Raw genomic sequence first — 20,239 nt, forward strand, 5'->3', positions numbered from 1 at the left:
GAGCCGGAGGGAACCCGTTCGGGCTCGTCCCACCGCCACCCACCGGTCGATCTGCCCGGGACGGCGGTCACGTCGGTGGTCCTTGCCGCCGTCCGAGGACCGTTGTCACAGTGGCCGGGGCTGTGTCGATGCTCCGGCGCCGAACACGAGGAGAGACCGATGCCCGGTCGCCTGGACGGCAAGATCACGATCATCACCGGTGTCGGGGGGGCGGTCGGCCGCACCACGGCCCTGCTGTTCGCCGCCGAGGGCGCCACGGTCGTCGGCTGCGACCAGCAGGACGCGGCCGCTCAGGAGACGGTGGAGTCGGTACGTGCCGCCGGGGGACGGATGACCGCCGCGGTCGGTGTGGACCTCGGGGACGACGAGGCCGCAACAGCGTGGGTCGACTCCGTGGCCGACGAGCACGGCGGTGTCGACGTGCTGTTCAACAACCCGTCGGCACTCCGCTTCGGACCCGTGGACGAGCTGCCCGCAGAGGGCTGGCTGTTCACGATGCGCAACGAGCTGACCCTGGTCTTCTACACGATCCGGGCCGTCTGGCCGCACCTGCGGGCGCGCGGCGGCGGAGCGATCGTGAACGTCGGCTCCATCGCGGGCACCCGCGGATCGTGGTCCATGCCGCAGAGCGCCCACGCGGCGAGCAAGGGAGGGATCCTGGGACTGACCTACCAGCTCGCCGTCGAGGGCGGTCGCTTCGGCATCCGGGTCAACACGATCAGCTCCTCGCTGACCCGCACTCCGGCCACGGAGCACCTGCTCTCCAAGCCGGGCAGCCCCTTCGACCTGGAGAAGGCCCGGATCCCGCTGCGCCGCTTCGGCGAGCCCCAGGACATCGCCCGGGCTGCCCTCTTCCTCGCCAGTGACGACGCCTCCTACATCACCGGCGTCAACCTGCCCGTCGACGGTGGGACCGCGGCCGTCTTCTGAACGACGTGCCGGCGGTGGGTCCGCTCATCGGCGCGTGTGGAGACGGAGCCGCACCCGCAGCCGACACGAGACGCCTGGCCTCGCTGGCGGTCAGACGCCTCCGTCCACGTTGATGGTCTCGCCGCTGACGAACGCCGCGAGGTCGCTGGCGAGGAAGATGGCGACACCCGCCACGTCAGAGGCCCGCCCGAGCCGACGGAGGGCGACCCCGTGCTCGAACCTCTGGCGCGCCTCCGGCGGCATCGGCGCGTCGGACTCCATCGGCCCGGGAGCCAACACGTTCACCCGCAGCCCGCGCGGTCCGAGCTCCTTGGCCAGCGACCGGGCCAGACCGACCAGCCCGGCCTTCGACGCCGTGTAGTGCGCGCCCATCGGCAGGCCGACCGTGGCCACCCGCGAGCCGACGAACACGACGCTGCCCCCGGCGGACAACAGCGGCAGCGCCCTCTGGGTGACCGTGTACGCGGCACCGAGGTTGGTGTCCATGATCCGCTGCCACTCCTCGAGGAGGAGCTCGGGGAACGGCACACGACTGTTGACGCCCGCGTTGTGCACCAGGATGTCGAGCCCGCCGAGCGTCGCGCGACACTCGTCGACCAGGTGGTCGACCTCCTCGGCGTGCGTCACGTCCGCGATGAGCACGCGGTGCTGCCCACCGACGTCCTTCAGCTCGCGCGACAGCGACGTCAGCGCCTCGCTCGAGTGCCGACCACAGGTCACGACACTCGCGCCGGCCCGGGCGTACTCCAGCACGATCTCCCGACCGATGCCGCGCGATCCACCCGTCACCAGCGCCTTCTTGCTCTCGAGCAGCCCGTTCATGTCCCCTCCCCAGTTCGGGGCCCGGCCTACCTGTCCGTCGCGGCTCACGGCGGCGCCGCCACCGCCGGAAAGCCGCCAGCAGCGCTCCGTCGAGCCGCTGCGACACGCCGGCCCCAGGGCCACCCACCAGCCGCAGCCTGCAGGCTGCCCCAGAAGCGGCGTGCGCGGTGGCTGCAGGCCATCCCGATGATCCCGGCGCGCAACGCCCCTTGCCTGTCCTGACACCCCGTGAGCTCTCGTGTCCCCGACGTGTCACGGGCGCTCGCCTACGGCGACGCTGCCCGATCGAGCTCCGAGCAGCGGGAGCCCGACGGAGCTCACTGCGCACCGGTCCCGCTGAGGAGCCGGCACGTCGACGTCGCCCATCGTGCCTGCCGGCACGTGTGGAACTCATCGAGCGATCACGGGAGGGAACCCGCCGAGGCGACGTCCAACGGGATGCCGGTCTCGCGCTCGGAGACCTGCCACAGGACGTCGATCTGCTCCTGCAGGCCCCACCGCCGCAGGATCGGCCGGCGCACCGCTGGTCCGTGCGAGCCGTACCGCGGCGCGTACAGCTGTCCGCCCCGCGCCCGCGGGTCCGTTGCGGCCCGGAGCTGCGGCCGGGCCCCCTCGAACGGAGACATCCCCGACCGCGCGGTCAGCACCTCGAAGAACGCCCCCACCCGGCCGGCGCCGCCCTCCCGCACCGCGCGCGCCTGCAGGTCGGTGTTCGTCAACCCCGGGTGCGCCACCAGGCTCGACGCGCGGACACCGGCGCGGGCGAACCGCTGCTGCAGCCCCAGCCCGAAGTGCAGGTTGGCCATCTTCGACCGCGCGTACGCCGACCACGCCCCGTAACCCCGTTCGAGGTGGACGTCCGCCGGGTCCAGCCGCCCGGCCCGGTGCCGCGCCGTGCTCGTCACCGTCACCACCCGCGCCGCCGGTGCCCGCAGGAGCGCCGGCAGCAGGTGCGCGGTGAGCGCCCAGTGCCCCAGGTGGTTGACGCCGAACTGCACCTCGAACCCGTCGGCCGTCGTCCGCCGCGGCATCGCCATCACCCCGGCGTTGTCCACGAGCAGGTCCAGCTGCTCGTGCCGGGCCAGCACGGACCGCGCGGCAGCCGCCACCGACGACAGGTCGCCGAGGTCCAGCGACACCACCTCGAGCGATGCCGCGGGGTGGCTCACCCGGACCCGCTCCTCGGCAGCCGCCGTCTTCGCAAGGTCCCGGGCAGCCATCACCACGTGCGCACCCCCACCCGCCAGGACCAGCGCCGTCTGCAGACCCAGGCCACCGTTCGAGCCGGTCACCACCGCCGTCCGCCCGGTCAGGTCGGGGACGTCGCGCTCGGTCCAGGCCATGCACGAGTCCTACCCGCCGCGTGCCTCTGCCCGCATGGCGACCGCGGTGAGCAGCTCCCACCGGATGGCCGAGCTGCCCGGCCGGACGGCGAGCCAGTAGAGGCCGAAGCGCCGCCGCGTCCCCGCATCGGTGGCGGCCACCCGCGTCTCGCAGCTCAGCCGCGTGCCACCGATGGTCCGCGTCAGCCGGAACTCCATGCCGACCTTCACCCAGCCCGGCTCCGACCACTCCCGCACCCCGGCCGCGTCCAGCTCGGGCGGTCGCCGGCCACCGGTCAGCCGCCAGGCCTGCAGCACGCCGCCGAACACGACGTGCGAGGGCGGGTCGGAGGCCAGCTCCGGGATCGGCACCACGTCCAGGAAGGTCCGGTCGAGCCCGCGGCGGCGGCGTCCCCGGCCGGCCAGCAGCACCGGCAGCGCGCGTACCGCGCTGAACAGCAGGGTGACCGGCAGCGACGAGAGCCGCAGCCGGTGCAGCTCCTCCCACACCACGGACGGTGGCGCGTCGATCACCCGCGACTGCCGGGTCACGTGGTCGGCCACCGGGACGACGTCGTCGAGGTCCATGCCGCACTCCCCCCGAACCTCAGCCGAGCGCGGCGTACACCGCCCGGATGTAGGCCTCGCTGCGGTCCGACCCCAGGATCCCCGGTGCCATGCGGTTCATCAGGTAGCCGATGGTCAGCCGGCGGTCGAGGTCCATCACGATCATCGACCCGCCCCAGCCGCCCCAGAAGATGGTCCGCCCCTCGGGCACGTAGGGGATCAGCGGCGAGCCGAGGCAGTAGCCGATGCCGAAGCGGAACGGCGCCTCGAGCACCAGGTCCACGCCGTCGGACTGCTGGTCGAAGACGAGGTCGATCGTCGTCGGTGACAGCAGGTCGCCGCCGCCGAGGGACAGCACCCGCATGGCCCGCACCAGGCCGCGCGCGTTCGTGTGCCCGTTCAGCGCGCCGAGGTCCGCCCGGCGCCACTCCGGCGAGTTCGCCGCCTTCGCCGAGGCGACCGGGGCGGTGTAGGTCCTCACCATCACCGACCCCGGGTCCTGCTCCCGGGGGTCCTCCTCCGGCCGCGGCGGAGGGACGACGGGCGCGATGCGCTCCCAGTCCGACTCCCGTGCGCCGATCTGGAGGTCCGCGCCCAGCGGCCGGGCGATCTGGTCGGCCACGAACTGCTTGAAGGTGCGCCCGGTGATCCGCCGGATCAGCTCACCGACCAGGTGCCCCTGGTTGTTCGCGTGGTAGCCCGACGCCGTCCCCGGTTCCCACCACGGCGCCTGCGCGGCCAGCCGCTCGGTCGCGCTCTCCCAGTCGTACATGTCCCGGATCGAGAACGGCCGCTCCCAGCCCGAGACGCCCGACGTGTGCGACAGCAGGTGCCGCACCTCGACGTCCTTCTTGCCCTTGGCCGCGAACTCCGGCCAGTAGTCGGCGACCGGCGCGTGGACGTCGAGGTCCCCGCGATCGACCAGGAGCAGCGCGGCCAGCGCGAGCACCGTCTTCGTCGTCGACCAGCCGTTGACGATCGTGTCCTCGGTCCACGGGGTGGTCCGGTCGAGGTCGCGGTACCCGCCCCACAGGTCGACGACGGTCTCCCCGTCGAGGTCGACGGCGACCGACGCCCCCAGCTCGTCGGCGTCGAGCGCGCGCTCGAGCGCCTCCCGCACCCCGGTGAAGCGGTCGTCACACCTGCCGTGCACCTCGGCCATGGAGCCTCCTCGTCGCGGCGCGACCGCAGTGTCGCGCCGCGACGATCACATCACGGCCCGCTCAGGGAGCGGCGGCGCCGGCCGCTGCCACGAGCCCGACCGTCTGGTCGACGACGGCCCGGCGGTCGGCCTCGAACTCGGGACCGGTCAGCACCGCCGGGTCCTCCGGGTACACAAGCGCCGAGATGTGCAGGTGGCCGCCGGGGACGTCCTCCGCCTGCATGCCGATCCGCAGCCGGTTGGAGCGGTACATGCTCTCGTTGGAGAGGTAGTTGCCGCCCGGTCCGGACGCCGCCCGGGAGCCCTCGGACGGGTCGTCCTGGCAGCGCACCGCCGACGGGGCCGGGAAGGTCCCTGCGGGCCACTCGCAGATCCCGTCGTTGAGCACGACCGGCCAGGGGCCGGTCCCGGCGGCGATCATCGCCTCGTACGGCAGGGTCGTCTCGATCCACTCCGGGGAGTCGGCCGGCTGCGGCCAGTGCGACGGCCGGGAGATGGGCCCGAAGAGCGTGTTGCGGTTGTTGTCCGGGGAGCCACCGCGGGCGTTGGCGGCCCACTGCTCGACGTCCATCCGCCCCCGGCTCGTCTGACTGATGGTCATGATGAGGTCGGCGCGGTCCTCGTCCGGCCTCAGGACCTGGCCGAACGCGTCCTCGACGATGCCCTCGTCGAAGTCGGTCCAGTTGACGGGGAACACGACCGACTGGACGACGACCGGGCCCGCGTCGGTCTCGAGCGTGCGGCCGTCCAGCTGCAGGGCGGTGGCCCCGGAGGGGTTGGAGTTGCGCAGGCTCTGGTCGAGGCTGTAGGTGTCGAAGCCGCTGATCATCACGCGGGTCGCGTCGGCCGGGGCCTCCGGCCACTCGATGGTGGTGAGCCCCCGGGACGCGTGGTCGAGCAGGTGGACGAGCGCGTTGCGCTGGACGACGCTCACCTCGACCGGCGCCTCCCACTGGCGCACCGCACGCGTCATGTGCAGCCGGGCCCAGTACAGCGGCCGGTCGTCGTACCGGTCGATCGTGCCGGTGTCCCGCTCCCCCTGGGCCCGGGCCAGCGCCAGCTCCCACAGCGCCTCGCCGGAGCGGACGACGAGCTCCTCGGCCGCGGCCAGGTCCGGCGCCGCGCACAGGTCGGTGGCGAACTGCGCCACCGCCGCCTCGAAGCCGGCGGCCCGGAGGAACTGGGCCGCGGCCGACTCGCCGCCCTCGACCAGGGGCTGGCCGATGCGCTGCTCCTCCACCGTGAGCACCGCGTCCTCGGCGTAGCAGTCCGGGACGTCCGCGCCCACCGCGGCCCGCGAGACCGTCGACGACACCGCCCACAGCGCCGAGGAGGACAGCGCGATGGCGGCGGCGACACCGACCCGTGTGGCGAGCTCGGGGACCGACCTGGACCGTGACATTCCGACCTCCGGAGGTCGACGAGCGAGTGGTGACCCTTGTCACTGTCCCCGCGGGCCGCGCGCCGCGACACTCGGTCCCGGCGAGTCGTGCCCGGCCTCGGCGCGTCGGACGAGCAGCCGGACAAGATGGCGGTGCGCGGTCCTCCACCTACCCTGGGTGAGGAACGGATCGGTCCCGACCGAGGTGGTACCGCCTCGGGTGCAGGATGCCGATCACGAGGACGCGGGCGTCCGCTGGAGGGGTGCGTGCAACGCAGGAGGTCGGAGGCCGAGGCGCAGATCGCCCGGCTGCTGCGCACCGCGCGCCGCAAGCTGGACCTCAGCGTGGCGTTCCTCAGCCGCGTGGACGAGCGGGCGCGGACGATGCAGGTCGTCGACACGCTGCTGGCCGCCCCGGCCGACGGCTACAGCGGCCCGCGGGACAGCGGCTTCTGCCTCGCCGTCCTCGAGGGCCGGCTCCCCCGGGTCATGCCCGACGTCCGGCGCGTGCCCGAGGCGATGGCCCTGCACCCGGCCGACCTGCCGCAGATCCGCGGCCACGTCAGCGTCCCCGTCGTCCTCAGCGACGGCACCGTCTACGGCACCTTCTGCGCCTACGGCCTGGTCGGCGACCCCGAGGTCTCCCCCCGCGACCTGGCGCTGATGGAGGTCCTCGCCGACGCCGCGGCCCTGGTCATCGAGCCGCAGCTGCGGACCGAGCAGGAGCACGCCGAGATCCACCACCGCATCGACCCGGTGATCGACGCCGGCGGTCCCGTCGTCGTCCTGCAGCCCATCGTCAGCCTGTGCACCGGGGCGCGGGTCGGCGCCGAGGCGCTCAGCCGGTTCCCGGCCGCGTGGGGCGCAGCCCCGACGTCGTCTTCGGCGAGGCACACCGCATCGGCGCGGGCCACCGGCTGGAGCTGCTCGCCCTCGCCTGCGGCGCCGGGACCCTCGGCGACGTCGACGGCTACGTCTCGCTCAACGTCTCGGCGCAGACCCTGCTGACACCGCAGTGCGGCGAGCTGCTCGCGACCCTGCCGCTCGACCGGGTCGTGCTGGAGCTCTCCGAGCACGACCAGGTCGACGACTACCCCGCCCTCGAGGGGACCCTGGCCCCGCTCCGCCGCCGGGGGATGCGGCTGGCCATCGACGACGTCGGCGCCGGCTTCTCCAGCCTGCGGCACATCGTCATGGCCGACCCGGACGTGATCAAGATGGACCGCAGCATCGTCAGCGGCGTCGACTCCGACCCGATGCTGGCCCGGCTGGCCCAGTCGCTGGTCGAGTTCGCGCCCCCGGCGCCCGCCGCCGTCCTGGTGGGGACCGGCACCGTGCTGGCCCCCGCACCGCTCACCGCCTGACGACGCAGCAGAGCGGCCCCCTCCAGGCACCGCCGCGCGCCTGCGAGGGGTGGGGAGGAGGGGGTCCCTCCTCAGCCGGCCTTGAGCGTCGGGTAGTCGGTGTACCCCTCGGCACCGCTGGCGTAGAACAGGTGCGCCTTGGGCTCGTTCTCCGGGTGCTCGCCCCTCCAGCGCTCGACCAGGTCGGGGTTGGCGATGGCGGCCCGGCCCACGGCCACGGCGTCGGCGTGCGCGGCCTCGATCAGCCGCACCGCCTCCTCGCGCGTGGTGATCGAGCCGAAGCCGCTGTTGGCGACCAGGGGCCCGCCCAAGCGCTCGCGCAGCTCCTGCACGAGGTCACCGGCCGGCTCGGCGTGCAGCACCGACAGGTAGGCCAGGCCCAGCGGGCGGAGCTGGTCGATGAGCGCGCCGTAGGTGGCGCGGACGTCGTCCCGGTCGGTCTCGTAGGCGTCCTGGATGTCGTGCTCGGGCGAGATCCGCAGGCCGACCCTGCCGGCGCCGACGGCCGCGGCCACCGCCCGCACGACCTGGACGACGAAGCGCGCCCGGTTCTCCGGGGAGCCGCCGTACTCGTCGGTGCGCTGGTTGGACGCCGGGGAGAGGAACTCGTGCAGCAGGTAGCCGTTGGCGCCGTGGATCTCCACGCCGTCCAGGCCGGCGTCGATGGCGCGCGTGGAAGCGGAGACGAAGTCCTGCAAGGTCTGGCGCGCCTCCTCGACGGTCAGCGCGTGCGGCACCGGGTAGGGCTGCTTGCCCCGCTCGGTGTGGCCCTCGCCGTCGATCGCGATGGCGCTCGGGGCCACGACGCGGCGTCCGCCGTTGACGTCGGGGTGGGTCACCCGGCCGCCGTGCATCACCTGCAACACGACCTTGCCGCCGCGCGCGTGCACGGCCTCGGCGACGCGGCGCCAGCCCTCGACCTGATCGTCGGTCACGATGCCGGGCTGGCCGACGAAGGCCTGCCCCTCGTGGTCGGGGTAGGTCCCCTCGGTGATGACCAGCCCGAGCCCCGCGCGCTGGCGGTAGTGCTCGACGACGAGGTCTCCGGGGACGCCGCTGGCGCCGGAGCGCATCCGGGTCAGCGGGGCCATGACGACACGGTTGGCGATCTCAATGTCGCCCAGGGTCACAGGGGAGAACAGGTCCACGCCTGTGTCCATCGCCGGGATGACGGCGACCATTCCGGGCCGCGAGCGTCACGCCGCTCACAGTGACGCTCGGGTGCGCCGAGCCCCCTCCACTGTCGCGCTGTTCCACCTGCTCCCGCGCCGTTGCAGCCGCGCGGAGGCGTCAGGAACAGAGCGACAGTGGCCAGTGCCGGTGTTCCTTCAGGCGGCCGGTGAGCTCTCCCGGGTGACGAGGATGGCCAGCTCGGTCCGCGAGCGGATGCCGAGGCGGCGCATCGACGTCGTCAGGTGGCTCTTGACCGTGGCCAGGCTGAGGAACAGCCGGCCGGCGATCTCCTCGTTGCTGAGCCCCTGGGCCACCAGCTCGGCGACCTCGCGCTGCCGGTCGGTCAGCCGGTCGAGCGGCCGCAGCGTCGGGGCCGACGGCGGCTGCTGACCGGTGGTCAGGTGGTGCACCAGGTGGTTGGTGGCCGCCGGGTCGAGTGCGGACTCGTGCCGGGCCAGCGCCCGCACGCCGTCGACCAGCCGCTGCGCGCCCGAGCGCCGGGGCAGGTAGCCGCGGACGCCGGCCCGCAGGATCTCGACCAGCTCGTGATCGGACTCCGTCTCCGGCTCGGCGAGCACGAGGACCGACGTGTTCCGCCGGCACAGGGTGCGCAGCAGCGGCAGCGCGTCACCGGCGACCAGACCCTGCCGGACGACGACCACCACGGCCTCCTGGTCCCCGGTCGCCTCGAGGGCCTCGGGCAGGTGGGCGGTCTCGGCGACGACGGCCATGTCCGGCTCGGCCTCCAGGACGACGCGCAGCCCGGTGCGGAACACCTCGCGGTCCTCGCAGAGCAGGACGCACACCAGGCTCGTCGGCGGCCGGGTGGTGTGCGGTCGGGCGGGGACCGGCCCGCCGCACCGCGGAGCGGGTACCGAGCCCGCAGGGTGGAGTCGTGGGTCGCCCGGGCGCCCCGGTGCCGATCCGACATCGTGCTTGTCCATGTCGCCCCCTGTGCCCGGATCGACAGAGCTGTCGCCCCGCGAGCCGGCCTTCTCGACACGTGCCCGTTTCCTCCGGACTGGAGTGACTCTAGTGGCGGAGTGGCAGGTTGTGTCCAGAGGGTTCACAGCGCTTTCACAGGATCCTGCCCCAAGCTCCCGCACCCCGCCTCAGCAACCGGCGGGGAACACCCCCCGACCGTCGCCGAACTGCGGGTTCCGGTGCACGTGGATGGCGAGCTGGGTCCGGTCCCGCAGCCCCAGCCGGCGCAGCGCCACCGTGATGTGGCCCTTGACGGTGGCGCGGCTCAGCTGCAGGCGGTCGGCGATCTCCGCGTTGGTCAGGCCCTGGGCCACGAGCTCGGCCACCCCCTGCTGCCGGGCGGTCAGCGGACCGTGGCCGCGGGGCTCCCCGTCCTCGGAGCGCACCACGTCGTCGAGCCGGTGCAGCAGCTCGCCGGTGACGTCGGCGTCGAGGACGGTCTCCCCGCGGGCCACCGCGCGCACGCACTCGATGAGGCGCTGCGAGCTGACGGCCGCGTGCACGTAGCCACGAGCCCCCGCCCGCAGGACCTCCAGCAGGTCGCTCACGGCGCCGGACTCACCGAGCAGCAGGACGCGCGTTCCCGTCCCGGTCATCTCGCGCACCACGCCCGGGAGGGCCGCCCCCTGACCGTCGATACCCATCAAGGTGACGTCGGGGCGGGCGGTGGCGGCCAGCGGCAGCGCCTCGCCGACGGAGGCCGCCTCCGCGACGACGCTGAGGCCGGGGATGCGGCGGAGCACCGCCCGCAGACCGTGCCGGGTGACCTCGTGGTCGTCGCAGATGAGCACCCGGACCGGCCGCTCGGTGCCGGACACCGCGGAGGGGGGCACAGCGTCGTCCGGTTCGGCCATGCACCTCAACTCCGCTCCCCGTCCGGCCCCGCGGGGCGACCCCCAGCCTCCGGAAGCTAGGCCGCATTCGCGCAGGTCGCCACAGGGATCTGCGGGAGAGGCCCGATCCTGCGGCGAGTTCATACCCGGGTAGGGCCCCGGCTCCTCCGGCCGGGGGGTCGTACACCGTCGGGGTGGACGACCCTCCTCCGGCCGGAGGGGGACCCCTCGACGTCCGGACGCCCTCCCTGCTCCTCGGGGCGTGCCGGCCGGGTGCGCCTCCCCTCCTCCGGGTGTGCCGCTGAACTGGACCTGCGGCCGATGTGCCAGCCCCTGCCGCGTCCCTAATGTCGTCGTCCCGAGCCCCGCTGCGGGCCGCCGCGACGCTGGGAGACCCCGTGCACCAAACGATGATCATCGCGAAGATGGCGCCGGCCGACGCCGACAAGGTCGCTGACATCTTCGGCCGTTCCGACGCCACCTCGATGCCCCACGAGATCGGCGTGCGGTCCCGGTCCCTGTACCAGTTCCACGAGCTCTACGTGCACCTCATCGACTTCGACCGGCCCGCGTCGGAGGCGATGCGCATCGCGCAGTCGCTGCCGTCCTTCCGCGCCGTCAGCGACGAGCTCCGGCCGTTCATCGAGGCCTACGACCCGAACTGGCGCTCACCGCAGGACGCGATGGCTCGGCGCTTCTACCACTGGACGTCTTCCGCCGAGTGAGACCGCACGGGGGGACTGGGAGGCCGACATGACACGTTCCGCGCCGACTGCCACCGCGTCCGTCGCGGCCGCAGCGGACCAGGTGGGGTGGGTCAGCTGCCCCGACTGCGGGTGGCTGCTCTACCGCAAACGGCTCGACCGCAACCTGCACGTCTGCCCGGAGTGCGACCACCACCTCCGGCTCAGCGCGCGCGCCCGGATCGTGCTGCTCACCGACCCGGGCAGCTTCTCGGAGGTGGCGTTCCAGTTGGGCGCGCCCGACCCGCTGTCCTTCACCGACCTGCGGGACTACCCCGACCGGCTGGCCGACGCCGCGCGTCGCTCGGGCGAGTCGGAGGCCGTCGTGGTCGGCGTGGCCCGCATCGGCGGGTGCGAGACCGTCGTCGCGGTCATGGACTTCGCCTTCCTCGGCGGCAGCATGGGCGTCGAGGTCGGCCGCCGGGTGAGCGGCGCGGCCGAGCTGGCCCTCGAGCGCGGTCTGCCCCTGGTCACCGTGTGCGCCAGCGGGGGCGCCCGGATGCAGGAGGGCGTCTTCTCGCTGTTCCAGATGGCCCGCGTCAGCGAGGCGTTCGGCCGGCACCGCGAGGCCGGGCTGTTCTCGGTGTGCGTGCTGACCGACCCCACCTACGGCGGGGTGTCGGCCTCCTTCGCGACCCTCGCGTCGGTCCTGGTCGGCGAGCGCGGCGCGCACATCGGCTTCGCCGGGCCGCGCGTGGTGCAGGAGACCATCCGCGCCGAGCTGCCCGCCGACTTCCAGACCGCCGAGTTCCTCCTCGCGCACGGACTGGTCGACCGGGTGGAGAACCGGGCCGACCTGCGGCCGCTGCTCGCCCGCCTGCTCGCGCTGCACGGGCCCGGCATCCTGCCCGGGGAGCCGGACGACGACGCCGGGGACTACGAACTGCCGGCCGACGACGGCGTGGACGACGACCCGTGGGACGTCGTCCAGCGGGCGCGGGTCGTGGAGCGGCCCACCACCCTGGACTACCTGCGCACCGCGTTCGACGACTTCGTCGAGCTGCACGGCGACCGGGCCTTCGCCGACGACCCCGCGGTGGTCGGCGGGATCGCCGCCATCGGCGGCCGGACGGTCGTCGTCATCGGCCAGGAGAAGGGCCACACGGTCCGCGAGCGGGTCGCCCGCAACTTCGGGATGCCCCACCCGGAGGGCTACCGCAAGGCGCAGCGGCTGCTCGACCACGCCGAGGCCTTTGGACTCCCGGTCGTGACCCTCGTCGACACACCCGGGGCGCACCCCGGACCCGAGGCCGAGGAGCGCGGCCAGTCGCACGCGATCGCCGAGATCATCATGCGCAGCAGCCGGCTCCGGGTGCCCGTCGTGTCCGTGGTCACCGGGGAGGGCGGCAGCGGCGGCGCGCTCGCGCTGTGCACGTCCGACCGGCTGCTGGTCCTGCAGAACGCCTACCTGTCGGTGATCAGCCCCGAGGGGTGCGCCGCCATCCTCTGGCGGACGGCGGTGGCCGCACCGACCGCCGCCCGCGCCATGCGGCTGGGTGCGGCCCACCTCCGGTCGTCGGGCATCGCCACCTCGGTGGTGCCCGAGCCCCCCGGCGGCGCCCACACCGACCCCGCCGCGGCGGCCCGGCTGCTCCGCCGGGCGCTCATCCGCGAGCTCGACGAGATCTGCCGCCTCGACGTGGCCACGCTGCTGGACACCCGGTCCCGGCGGCTCGAGCGCATCGGCAGGGACGAGCGCCCCCTGCAGCCGGTGGAGGGATGACCGTGTCAGCCAGCGAGTTCCCCCCGCGGACGATCGCGACGACGCCCGCCCCCCGCCCGGACGACGAGGCTCCCGACCTGCGCGACGACGTCGTGGCGCTGGCCCGCGCCCTGCCCGGTGAGCTGCGCCGGCTCAGTGTCCGCGACGGCGACCGCGCCATCGAGGTCGAGTGGGCCGCACCGGCTCCCGCGGCCGCGCCCGCCGCGGCGCCGTCCCCGGTGTCCGCGGCCCCCGGCGACCGCGACGTCCGCCCGGCCGCCGGGCCCGACCCGGCGGCGGCCGCTCCGGAGGTGGCGGGGTCGGTCCGTTCGCCCCTCGTCGGCACCTTCTACACGGCGCCGTCGCCCGGGGCCGACCCGTTCGTCCGCGTCGGCGACGAGGTCGAGGCGGGCCAGACCGTCGGGATCGTCGAGGCGATGAAGCTGATGAACCCGATCGTCGTCGACGAGGCCGGCGTGATCGCCGAGATCCTGGTGGGCGACGCCGAGTCGGTCGAGTACGACCAGGTGCTCATGCGGCTGCGGCCCCCGGGACGGTCCCGGTGATCGGCCGGCTGCTCGTCGCCAACCGCGGCGAGATCGCCGTCCGGGTCACCCGGGCCTGCCGGGAGCTCGGCATCGAGGTCGTCGCCGTCTACTCGACCTCCGACCGCAACTCCGCCGTCGTGGACCTGGCCGACGAGGCGGTGCACATCGGGCCGGCCGCGCCCCGGCGCAGTTACCTGCACGTGGCCAACATCGTGGAGGCGGCCCTGCGCACCGGCGCCGACGCGATCCACCCCGGCTACGGCTTCCTCTCCGAGGACCCTGACTTCGCCGAGATCTGCGCCGCGGAGGGGCTGACCTTCGTCGGCCCGCCGCCGGCCGTGATGCAGCAGATGGGCAACAAGGCCACCGCGCGCCGGCTCATGGCCGAGGCCGGCCTGCCGCTGCTGCCGGGCGTCGTGGAGCCGGTCGGCAGCGTCGACGAGGCGCGGGAGGTCGCCGAGCGGATCGGCTACCCGCTGATCATCAAGGCGGCCGCGGGTGGCGGCGGGCGGGGCATGACCGTCGTCGGCGACCCCGCGGACCTGCCCGACGCGTTCACCGCCACCCGGGCCACCGCCCGCGCGGTGTTCCGGGACCCCGCCGTCTACATGGAGCGCCACCTCGCCCGCGCGCGGCACGTGGAGGTGCAGATCCTCTGCGACACCTACGGCAACGGCGTCTCCCTCGGCGAGCGGGACTGCTCGCTGCAGCGGCGCCACCAGAAGCTGCTCGAGGAGGGCCCGGCCGGCCACCTCAGCCCCGAGCAGCGCGCGGAGCTCGGCCGGCTGGCGGTGCACGGCGCCCTCTCGGTGGGCTACACCGGCGCCGGCACCATGGAGTTCCTGGTCGACGAGTCCGGGTCGGCCTACTTCATGGAGATGAACGCCCGGATCCAGGTCGAGCACCCGGTGACCGAGCTGCTCACCGGCATCGACCTGGTGCGCGAGCAGATCCTCGTCTCGGCCGGCCGGCGGCTGCAGCTGCACCAGTCCGACGTCGTGCCCCGCGGTGCGGCCATCGAGTGCCGGATCAACGCCGAGGACCCGGCGCGCGGCTTCGCCCCCGCCCCCGGCCGGCTCGACGTGCTGCAGGTGCCCGACGGGCCGTGGACCCGGTTCGACACCGGCTACCGGCAGGGCGACACGGTCAGCCCGGACTACGACTCGCTGCTGGGCAAGCTCGTCGTCTGGGCCCCCGACCGGGAGCAGGCGATCCGCCGGATGGACCGCGCGCTGGCCGAGCTACGGGTGGAGGGCCCCGGCGTGCACACCACCGTCGCGCTGCACCGGGCCCTGCTGCGGGACCCCGACGTCACCGCCGACCGCCACGACATCCAGTTCCTCGACCGGCAGCTGCCCGACGTGCTGGCCCGCGCGGCCGCGCTCGCCGACTCCCCCACCCCCGGGCTCCCCGCCTCCCGCGGCGCCCTCTCCCTCGTCCAGCCGGCCGCAGACGCGCAGCCGGACCCCGCCACCCCACCGGAAGGACCGACACCGTGCCCGACACGACCTTCACTCTCAGCGACCTCATGACCCTGCTCACCGAGAAGTCCGGGCTGCCCCCGTCGTCGCACACCACCGACCCCGACGCGCGCTTCTGCGACATCGGCCTGGACTCGCTGGCCTTCCTGAACCTGCAGACCGAGCTGCAGGACCGCTTCGGCACCGAGATGCCCGACGACAGCCCGGACCGCTACACGCTCGGCGAGATCGTCGACACGGTCAACGCGGCCCAGTCCTCGGCCGGCATGGCCTGAGAAAGGACCCCGCTGCCCCCGCCACTCGCAGGCTCGCGGCGGGCCCCTGCAGCGGGGCCGCCCGTCCTCCGCACCGCTCGCGAGCTCGTGGCGAGCCTCTGGACGGGGCCCACCGCCGTTCCATCTACCGACACCCCGAGGAGCTCCCATGAGCAGCAGCGTCGAGCCGGGCACCGCCACCGCCACCGCGGGGCACACGGACAACTCGATCCTCATCGACGCCCCCATCGACCACGTCTGGGCGATGACCAACGACCTGCCGTCGTGGCCGGACCTGTTCACCGAGTACAGCGAGGTGGAGATCCTGGCCGAGACGGAGACGTGGTTCCGGTTCCGGCTCAAGATGCACCCGGACGAGAGCGGACGCGTCTGGAGCTGGGTCTCCGAGCGCACGCTCGACCCGGCGACCCACGAGGTCCGCGCCCGGCGGGTCGAGCCGGGGCCCTTCGAGTTCATGGACATCTACTGGAGCTACGCCCCGGAGGGGTCCGGCACCCGGATGCGGTGGGTGCAGGACTTCCGGATGCGTCCGGAGGCCCCGATCGACACCGAGGGCATGACGCGGCGGATCGACGCGAACAGCAAGGTCCAGATGGCCGTCATCAAGGAGAAGGTGGAGGCGGCGGCCCCTGCCCCGACCGAGGAGCCAGAGAGGTGACCGGTCCCGCCGTCGTCCTCGCGGGCGAGGCCGGCGTCCGCGCCGGGGCCATCGACGCCTGGCTCGACGACGAGGCGGCCCGCGCGGTGGTCGACGAGGCCACCGCGGTGGTCGGGCGCGACGTGGCCTCCTGGTGGCGCGACCCGCTCAACCTGTGCTGCGACACCACCGCCGCGCACGTCGAGGTCGTGGTCAACGGGGTCGCCGGCTACCGGAGCCTGACCGCGCGCGGGCTGCGGCCGGTCGTCGTCGCCGGGCACGGGGTGGGTGAGTACGCCGCCCTGGTGGCCGCCGGCGCCCTGCCGCTCGACCAGGTCGTCGAGTTCGTCCACTGGCGGGCCGAGCTGCTGTCGCTGTCGCCGCGCCCGTCCTGTGCGGGCATGGCCGCGGTCGTCGGGCCCGGTGCCGGCGAGGTCGCCCGCGCGGTCGTCGCCGAGGTCGGCACCACCCGGGCGCTGACCGTCGCCGCGGTCGACGGTCCGGCGCAGGTCCTGCTGGCCGGCGACTGTGGGGCCATCGACCGGGCGCGGGAGGCCGTGCTCGCCGCCGGGCTGGACCTCGTCCGGCTCCCGGGGCGCAACGCCTGCCACGGCCCCCTGGTGGCGCCGGTCGCCCGGCACCTCACCGCCGCCCTGGCCGACCTCGAGTGGTCCGAGCCCGAGGTGCCCGTCGTCCCCAACGCCGACGGCCGGCCGACCCGCGACCCCGAGCAGCTGGCGCGCTGCCTGCGTGCCCACCTGACCTCGCCGGTGCAGTGGGAGGCGACCTCGCGCGCGCTGGTCGAGGCCGGCGCCACCTCGGTGGTCGAGGTGGCCGCCGTCCCCGTCCTGGGGCCGCTGGTCCGCCAGGTCCACCCGCACCTCCCGGTGCACCTGGCCTCCGGGCCCGGGACACCGCTCCCCCCCGACCCGCTCCAGCCCGCCCCCGCGGTGCCCGTCCCGACCCGAGGAGAGACATGACCACCATCCAGCACGCGCCGGCCACGCCGACGCGCTGCGGGCCGACCGTCCACCGCGCCGACACGCCCCCCAACCGCCGCCGCGGCGGGGACATCCGCGTCCTGCTCTCGCCGGCCAGCGTCGGCGCGACGGCCGGCTTCATGGGCACCCTCACCCTGGAGCCCGGCGAGATCGTCACCGAGCACTGGCACCCGTACTCGGAGGAGTACCTCTACTGCCACAGCGGCGACGTCCTGGTCACCCTGGACGGCGAGGAGCGCCGGCTGACCCCCGAGTCCGCCGTCCACATCCCGATCGGGGTGCGGCACCGCATCGTCAACGACTCCTCGACCACCGCGTTCTTCGTCTTCATGTGCGGCCCGCTGGCCCCGCGCCCGGAGCTGGGGCACGTGGACACCGAGCTCCCGCCGGGCGTGCGATGAGCGCCGACGGGCGGCGGGTCGTCGTCACCGGGATCGGGGTGGTCGCGCCCGGGTCGATGGGCCGCGAGGGCTTCTGGGACATGATCACCGCCGGACGGACCGCGACACGCCGGATCACCTTCTTCGACGCGAGCCGGTTCCGGTCCCAGGTCGCCGCCGAGGTCGACTTCGACGGCCGGCTCCTCGGGCTCACCGCCCAGGAGGTGCACCGCAACGACCGGTTCGTGCAGATGGCGATGGTGGCCGCCGACGAGGCCGTGGCCGACAGCGGCCTGCCCATCGGGTCGGACTCGCCCGACGCCCCGGACCCCGACCGGGTCGGGGTCACGCTGGGCAGCGCCGTCGGGGCCACCATGCGGCTGGAGCAGGAGTACGTGTCGGTCAGCGACGCCGGCCGGCACTGGCTGGTCGACCCCCGCTACGCCTCCCGCTTCCTCGCCCACGCCCTCGTGCCCAGCTGCGGTGCCACCGAGCTGGCCGTCCGCTTCGGCGCCCACGGCCCGGCCACGGTGGTCTCCACCGGCTGCACCTCGGGCATCGACTCGATCGGCTACGGCAGCCAGCTGATCGAGGACGGCGACGCCGACGTCGTGGTCGCGGGGGCCAGCGACGCCCCCATCTCGCCGATCTCGATGGCCTGCTTCGACACCATCCGGGCCACGACGGACAACAACGCCGACCCCGAGCACGCGTCGAAGCCCTTCGACGCCCGCCGCAACGGCTTCGTCATGGGTGAGGGCGCCGCCGTGCTCATCCTGGAGGAGCTCGAGCACGCCCGGCGGCGCGGCGCGGAGGTGTACTGCGAGGTCACCGGCTACGCCAGCCGGTGCAACGCCTTCCACATGACCGGCCTCAAGCCCGACGGCACCGAGATGGCCGAGGCCGTCGGCCAGGCGCTCGACCAGGGCCGCATCGACCCCAGCGAGGTCGGCTACGTCAACGCGCACGGCTCCGGGACCAAGCAGAACGACCGGCACGAGACCGCGGCGGTGCACAAGAGCCTCGGATCGGCGGCCGACCGCGTGGCGATGAGCTCGATCAAGTCGATGGTCGGCCACTCCCTGGGCGCGATCGGCTCGATCGAGGTCGCCGCGACGGCGCTGGCCGTGCAGCGCGGCGTCCTGCCGCCCACCGCCAACTACGAGGTGCCCGACCCCGAGTGCGACCTGGACTACGTGCCGAAGGTCGCCCGCGAGCAGAAGGTCGACGTCGCGGTCTCGGTCGGCAGCGGGTTCGGCGGCTTCCAGTCGGCCATCGTGCTGGCCGCCCCCTCGAGGAGGACCGAATGACCGGCCTGCTGGTCACCGGGATCGGGGTGGTCGCCCCGACCGGCATCGGCGTCGAGGCGCACTGGGAGGCGATGCTGCGCGGCGAGCCGGCGATCAGGCCGATCGAGGGCTTCGACCCCACGTCCTACGGCATCTCGCTGGCCGGCCAGGTCCGCGACTTCGACGTCGACGAGCACGTCGCGACGCAACTGAAGGTGCAGACCGATCGCTGGACCTGGATGTCGCTGGCCGCGGCCACCCTGGCAGCGGCCGACGCCCGCTACGAGCAGCCCGAGGACGTCTACGCCACCTCGGTGTTCCTCGCGTCGGGGTCGGGCGGCAACGAGTTCAGCCAGCACGAGATCCAGGGGCTGTGGGCCAAGGGCCCGCGCTCGGTGGGCGCCTACCAGTCCATCGCCTGGTTCTACGCGGCCAGCACCGGCCAGATCTCCATCCGCGACGGCTACAAGGGCCCCTCCGGCGTCGTCGTGAGCGAGGGCGCGGGCGGCCTGGACAGCATCGGGTGGGCGCGCCGCGTCGCGCGTCGCGGCACCCCGGCGGTGCTCGTCGGCGGCACCGAGGCCGGCCTGTGCCCGTACGCCCTGCTGTGCCAGGCGACCAGCGGCCGGCTCTCGACCGCCACCCGCCCCGAGGAGGCGTACCTGCCCTTCGACCGGCGGGCCAACGGGCACGTCGTCGGCGAGGGCGGCGCCATCCTGCTGCTCGAGGAGCCCGGCGCCGCCCGGGCCCGCGGGGCGGAGAAGGTGTGGGGCGAGGTCGCCGGCTACGGCGCCACGCACGACGCCCACCACCACGAGGACCCGGCACCCGACGCCACCCAGTACGCCCGGGCGATCCGGCTGGCCCTCGCCGACGCCCGCGTGTCGCCCGACGAGGTCGACCTCGTCGTCGCCGACGGGGCCGGGACGCCGGAGCTCGACGCGCTCGAGCTGCAGGCGATCGGCGCCGTATTCGGCGACCGGCGGACGCCGGTGCCGGTCACCGCGCCGTCGTCGTGGACCGGCCGGCTGATGGCCGGGGGATCGGCGCTCGCCGTCGCCACCGCGCTGCTCGCCGCCCGGGACGGCATCGTCCCGGGGACGGCGTTCCTCGAGCAGCCGATCGAGGCACCCGGCGTCGACCTGGTGCGGGACACCCGGGTGCAGGACGTGTCGACCGTGGTCGTCCTGGCCCGCGGCGCCGGCGGCTTCAACAGCGCCCTCGTGCTGCGCCGCACGCCGGGGGAGGCGCGGACGTGAGCGCCGGCGAGGAGCTCCCCGGCGTCCGGACGATGCTGCGGATGCGGACGCGCGAGGGCTGCGAGGCGGCGTTCGAGGCGGCCTGGCGGCGGGCGGCGGCGGAGATCGCCCGGGTGCCGGGCAACCTGCGCCAGGAGCTGGTGCGCGACGTCGAGGACCCCCGCACCTTCCTCATCACCAGCGACTGGACCGACCGCGCCGCGGTGGACGGGTTCGGGCGCAGCAGCGCCCGCGAGACGCTCACCGAGGCACTGCGCGACCTGCGCGAGGACGCCGCCCGCAACACCTACGAGGTGCTGGCCGTCGTCCCCGGCGCAGGGCGGTCGGTGGAGGTCCGCGCATGACGGCGGCGCCGGCGGACGGCGGCAGGGCGGCCGTGCGGACCC

At 74.3% G+C, this 20,239-nt stretch carries 22 protein-coding genes; 14 read left to right on the plus strand and 8 right to left on the minus strand.

Going from position 1 to position 20,239, the window contains the following annotated elements:
* The first annotated feature begins 159 nt into the window (after window positions 1-159).
* Entirely contained in the window at window positions 160-930 is a 771-nt protein-coding gene (locus tag BLW63_RS15305) for an SDR family NAD(P)-dependent oxidoreductase (protein WP_091158069.1), read from the plus strand.
* Window positions 931-1,020: 90 nt separating this feature from the next.
* Here the strand turns inward: BLW63_RS15305 and BLW63_RS15310 are convergent, their stop codons facing one another.
* From BLW63_RS15310 to BLW63_RS15330, 5 genes are all read right to left on the minus strand, one after another.
* Window positions 1,021-1,752 carry an SDR family NAD(P)-dependent oxidoreductase gene (locus BLW63_RS15310; RefSeq protein ID WP_091158071.1) on the minus strand — a complete coding sequence of 244 codons (732 nt, stop codon included), beginning with the start codon at window positions 1,750-1,752 and terminating at the stop codon, window positions 1,021-1,023.
* Between the two features lie 401 nt (window positions 1,753-2,153).
* Window positions 2,154-3,095 (minus strand): oxidoreductase, encoded by a 942-nt coding sequence (locus tag BLW63_RS15315; RefSeq protein ID WP_091158073.1) that lies wholly within the window; start codon window positions 3,093-3,095, stop codon window positions 2,154-2,156.
* A 9-nt stretch (window positions 3,096-3,104) separates the two neighbouring features.
* Entirely contained in the window at window positions 3,105-3,662 is a 558-nt protein-coding gene (locus tag BLW63_RS15320) for a hypothetical protein (protein WP_091158075.1), read from the minus strand.
* Between the two features lie 19 nt (window positions 3,663-3,681).
* Window positions 3,682-4,803: a serine hydrolase domain-containing protein gene (locus tag BLW63_RS15325; protein ID WP_091158078.1), complete on the minus strand. Its 1,122-nt coding sequence runs from the start codon at window positions 4,801-4,803 to the stop codon at window positions 3,682-3,684.
* Between the two features lie 61 nt (window positions 4,804-4,864).
* Window positions 4,865-6,205 carry a hypothetical protein gene (locus BLW63_RS15330; protein ID WP_091158081.1) on the minus strand — a complete coding sequence of 447 codons (1,341 nt, stop codon included), beginning with the start codon at window positions 6,203-6,205 and terminating at the stop codon, window positions 4,865-4,867.
* A 246-nt stretch (window positions 6,206-6,451) separates the two neighbouring features.
* Here BLW63_RS15330 and BLW63_RS15335 point away from each other — a divergent pair, with 246 nt between their 5' ends.
* A complete protein-coding gene (locus BLW63_RS15335; RefSeq protein WP_244522595.1) occupies window positions 6,452-7,192 on the plus strand; it encodes a GAF domain-containing protein in 741 nt (246 codons plus the stop codon).
* 17 nt (window positions 7,193-7,209) lie between these two features.
* A complete protein-coding gene (locus BLW63_RS28005; RefSeq protein ID WP_342028715.1) occupies window positions 7,210-7,548 on the plus strand; it encodes an EAL domain-containing protein in 339 nt (112 codons plus the stop codon).
* Between the two features lie 71 nt (window positions 7,549-7,619).
* Here BLW63_RS28005 and BLW63_RS15340 read toward each other — a convergent pair whose 3' ends face one another.
* The 3 genes from BLW63_RS15340 to BLW63_RS15350 all read right to left on the minus strand — a co-directional run bounded on the left by BLW63_RS15340 (window position 7,620) and on the right by BLW63_RS15350 (window position 10,559).
* Complete coding sequence (locus BLW63_RS15340) at window positions 7,620-8,708, minus strand: alkene reductase (RefSeq protein WP_244522596.1); 1,089 nt, start codon at window positions 8,706-8,708, stop codon at window positions 7,620-7,622.
* Window positions 8,709-8,876: 168 nt separating this feature from the next.
* Window positions 8,877-9,527, minus strand: coding sequence for a LuxR C-terminal-related transcriptional regulator (locus BLW63_RS15345; RefSeq protein WP_244522597.1), 651 nt, complete (start codon window positions 9,525-9,527; stop codon window positions 8,877-8,879).
* Window positions 9,528-9,833: 306 nt separating this feature from the next.
* On the minus strand, window positions 9,834-10,559 hold the full coding sequence (locus BLW63_RS15350; protein WP_091158086.1) for a LuxR C-terminal-related transcriptional regulator: 726 nt from the start codon (window positions 10,557-10,559) through the stop codon (window positions 9,834-9,836).
* 377 nt (window positions 10,560-10,936) lie between these two features.
* Between BLW63_RS15350 and BLW63_RS15355 the strand changes: the two genes are divergently transcribed.
* From BLW63_RS15355 to BLW63_RS15405, 11 genes are all read left to right on the plus strand, one after another.
* Window positions 10,937-11,263 (plus strand): TcmI family type II polyketide cyclase, encoded by a 327-nt coding sequence (locus tag BLW63_RS15355; RefSeq protein ID WP_091158376.1) that lies wholly within the window; start codon window positions 10,937-10,939, stop codon window positions 11,261-11,263.
* Between the two features lie 28 nt (window positions 11,264-11,291).
* A complete protein-coding gene (locus BLW63_RS15360) occupies window positions 11,292-13,004 on the plus strand; it encodes an acetyl-CoA carboxylase carboxyltransferase subunit alpha (protein WP_091158089.1) in 1,713 nt (570 codons plus the stop codon).
* On the plus strand, window positions 13,001-13,549 hold the full coding sequence (gene accB, locus BLW63_RS15365) for an acetyl-CoA carboxylase biotin carboxyl carrier protein (RefSeq protein WP_244522598.1): 549 nt from the start codon (window positions 13,001-13,003) through the stop codon (window positions 13,547-13,549). Before BLW63_RS15360 ends, accB begins: the two co-directional genes overlap by 4 nt.
* Complete coding sequence (locus BLW63_RS15370) at window positions 13,546-15,063, plus strand: acetyl-CoA carboxylase biotin carboxylase subunit (RefSeq protein ID WP_244522599.1); 1,518 nt, start codon at window positions 13,546-13,548, stop codon at window positions 15,061-15,063. Before accB ends, BLW63_RS15370 begins: the two co-directional genes overlap by 4 nt.
* Complete coding sequence (locus tag BLW63_RS15375) at window positions 15,027-15,287, plus strand: acyl carrier protein (protein ID WP_211517126.1); 261 nt, start codon at window positions 15,027-15,029, stop codon at window positions 15,285-15,287. The genes BLW63_RS15370 and BLW63_RS15375 overlap by 37 nt, the downstream gene beginning before the upstream one ends.
* A gap of 148 nt (window positions 15,288-15,435) precedes the next feature.
* Window positions 15,436-15,945: an SRPBCC family protein gene (locus tag BLW63_RS15380; RefSeq protein WP_091158092.1), complete on the plus strand. Its 510-nt coding sequence runs from the start codon at window positions 15,436-15,438 to the stop codon at window positions 15,943-15,945.
* Window positions 15,942-16,904 (plus strand): ACP S-malonyltransferase, encoded by a 963-nt coding sequence (locus tag BLW63_RS15385; protein ID WP_091158094.1) that lies wholly within the window; start codon window positions 15,942-15,944, stop codon window positions 16,902-16,904. Before BLW63_RS15380 ends, BLW63_RS15385 begins: the two co-directional genes overlap by 4 nt.
* Window positions 16,901-17,326 (plus strand): cupin domain-containing protein, encoded by a 426-nt coding sequence (locus tag BLW63_RS15390; protein ID WP_091158097.1) that lies wholly within the window; start codon window positions 16,901-16,903, stop codon window positions 17,324-17,326. Before BLW63_RS15385 ends, BLW63_RS15390 begins: the two co-directional genes overlap by 4 nt.
* A complete protein-coding gene (locus BLW63_RS15395; RefSeq protein ID WP_091158100.1) occupies window positions 17,323-18,615 on the plus strand; it encodes a beta-ketoacyl-[acyl-carrier-protein] synthase family protein in 1,293 nt (430 codons plus the stop codon). Before BLW63_RS15390 ends, BLW63_RS15395 begins: the two co-directional genes overlap by 4 nt.
* Entirely contained in the window at window positions 18,612-19,853 is a 1,242-nt protein-coding gene (locus tag BLW63_RS15400; RefSeq protein ID WP_091158102.1) for a beta-ketoacyl synthase N-terminal-like domain-containing protein, read from the plus strand. The genes BLW63_RS15395 and BLW63_RS15400 overlap by 4 nt, the downstream gene beginning before the upstream one ends.
* On the plus strand, window positions 19,850-20,197 hold the full coding sequence (locus BLW63_RS15405) for an antibiotic biosynthesis monooxygenase family protein (protein ID WP_244522600.1): 348 nt from the start codon (window positions 19,850-19,852) through the stop codon (window positions 20,195-20,197). The genes BLW63_RS15400 and BLW63_RS15405 overlap by 4 nt, the downstream gene beginning before the upstream one ends.
* Window positions 20,198-20,239: the final 42 nt, after the last annotated feature.

This window comes from Geodermatophilus africanus (assembly GCF_900107105.1).
Lineage (GTDB): Bacteria > Actinomycetota > Actinomycetes > Mycobacteriales > Geodermatophilaceae > Geodermatophilus > Geodermatophilus africanus.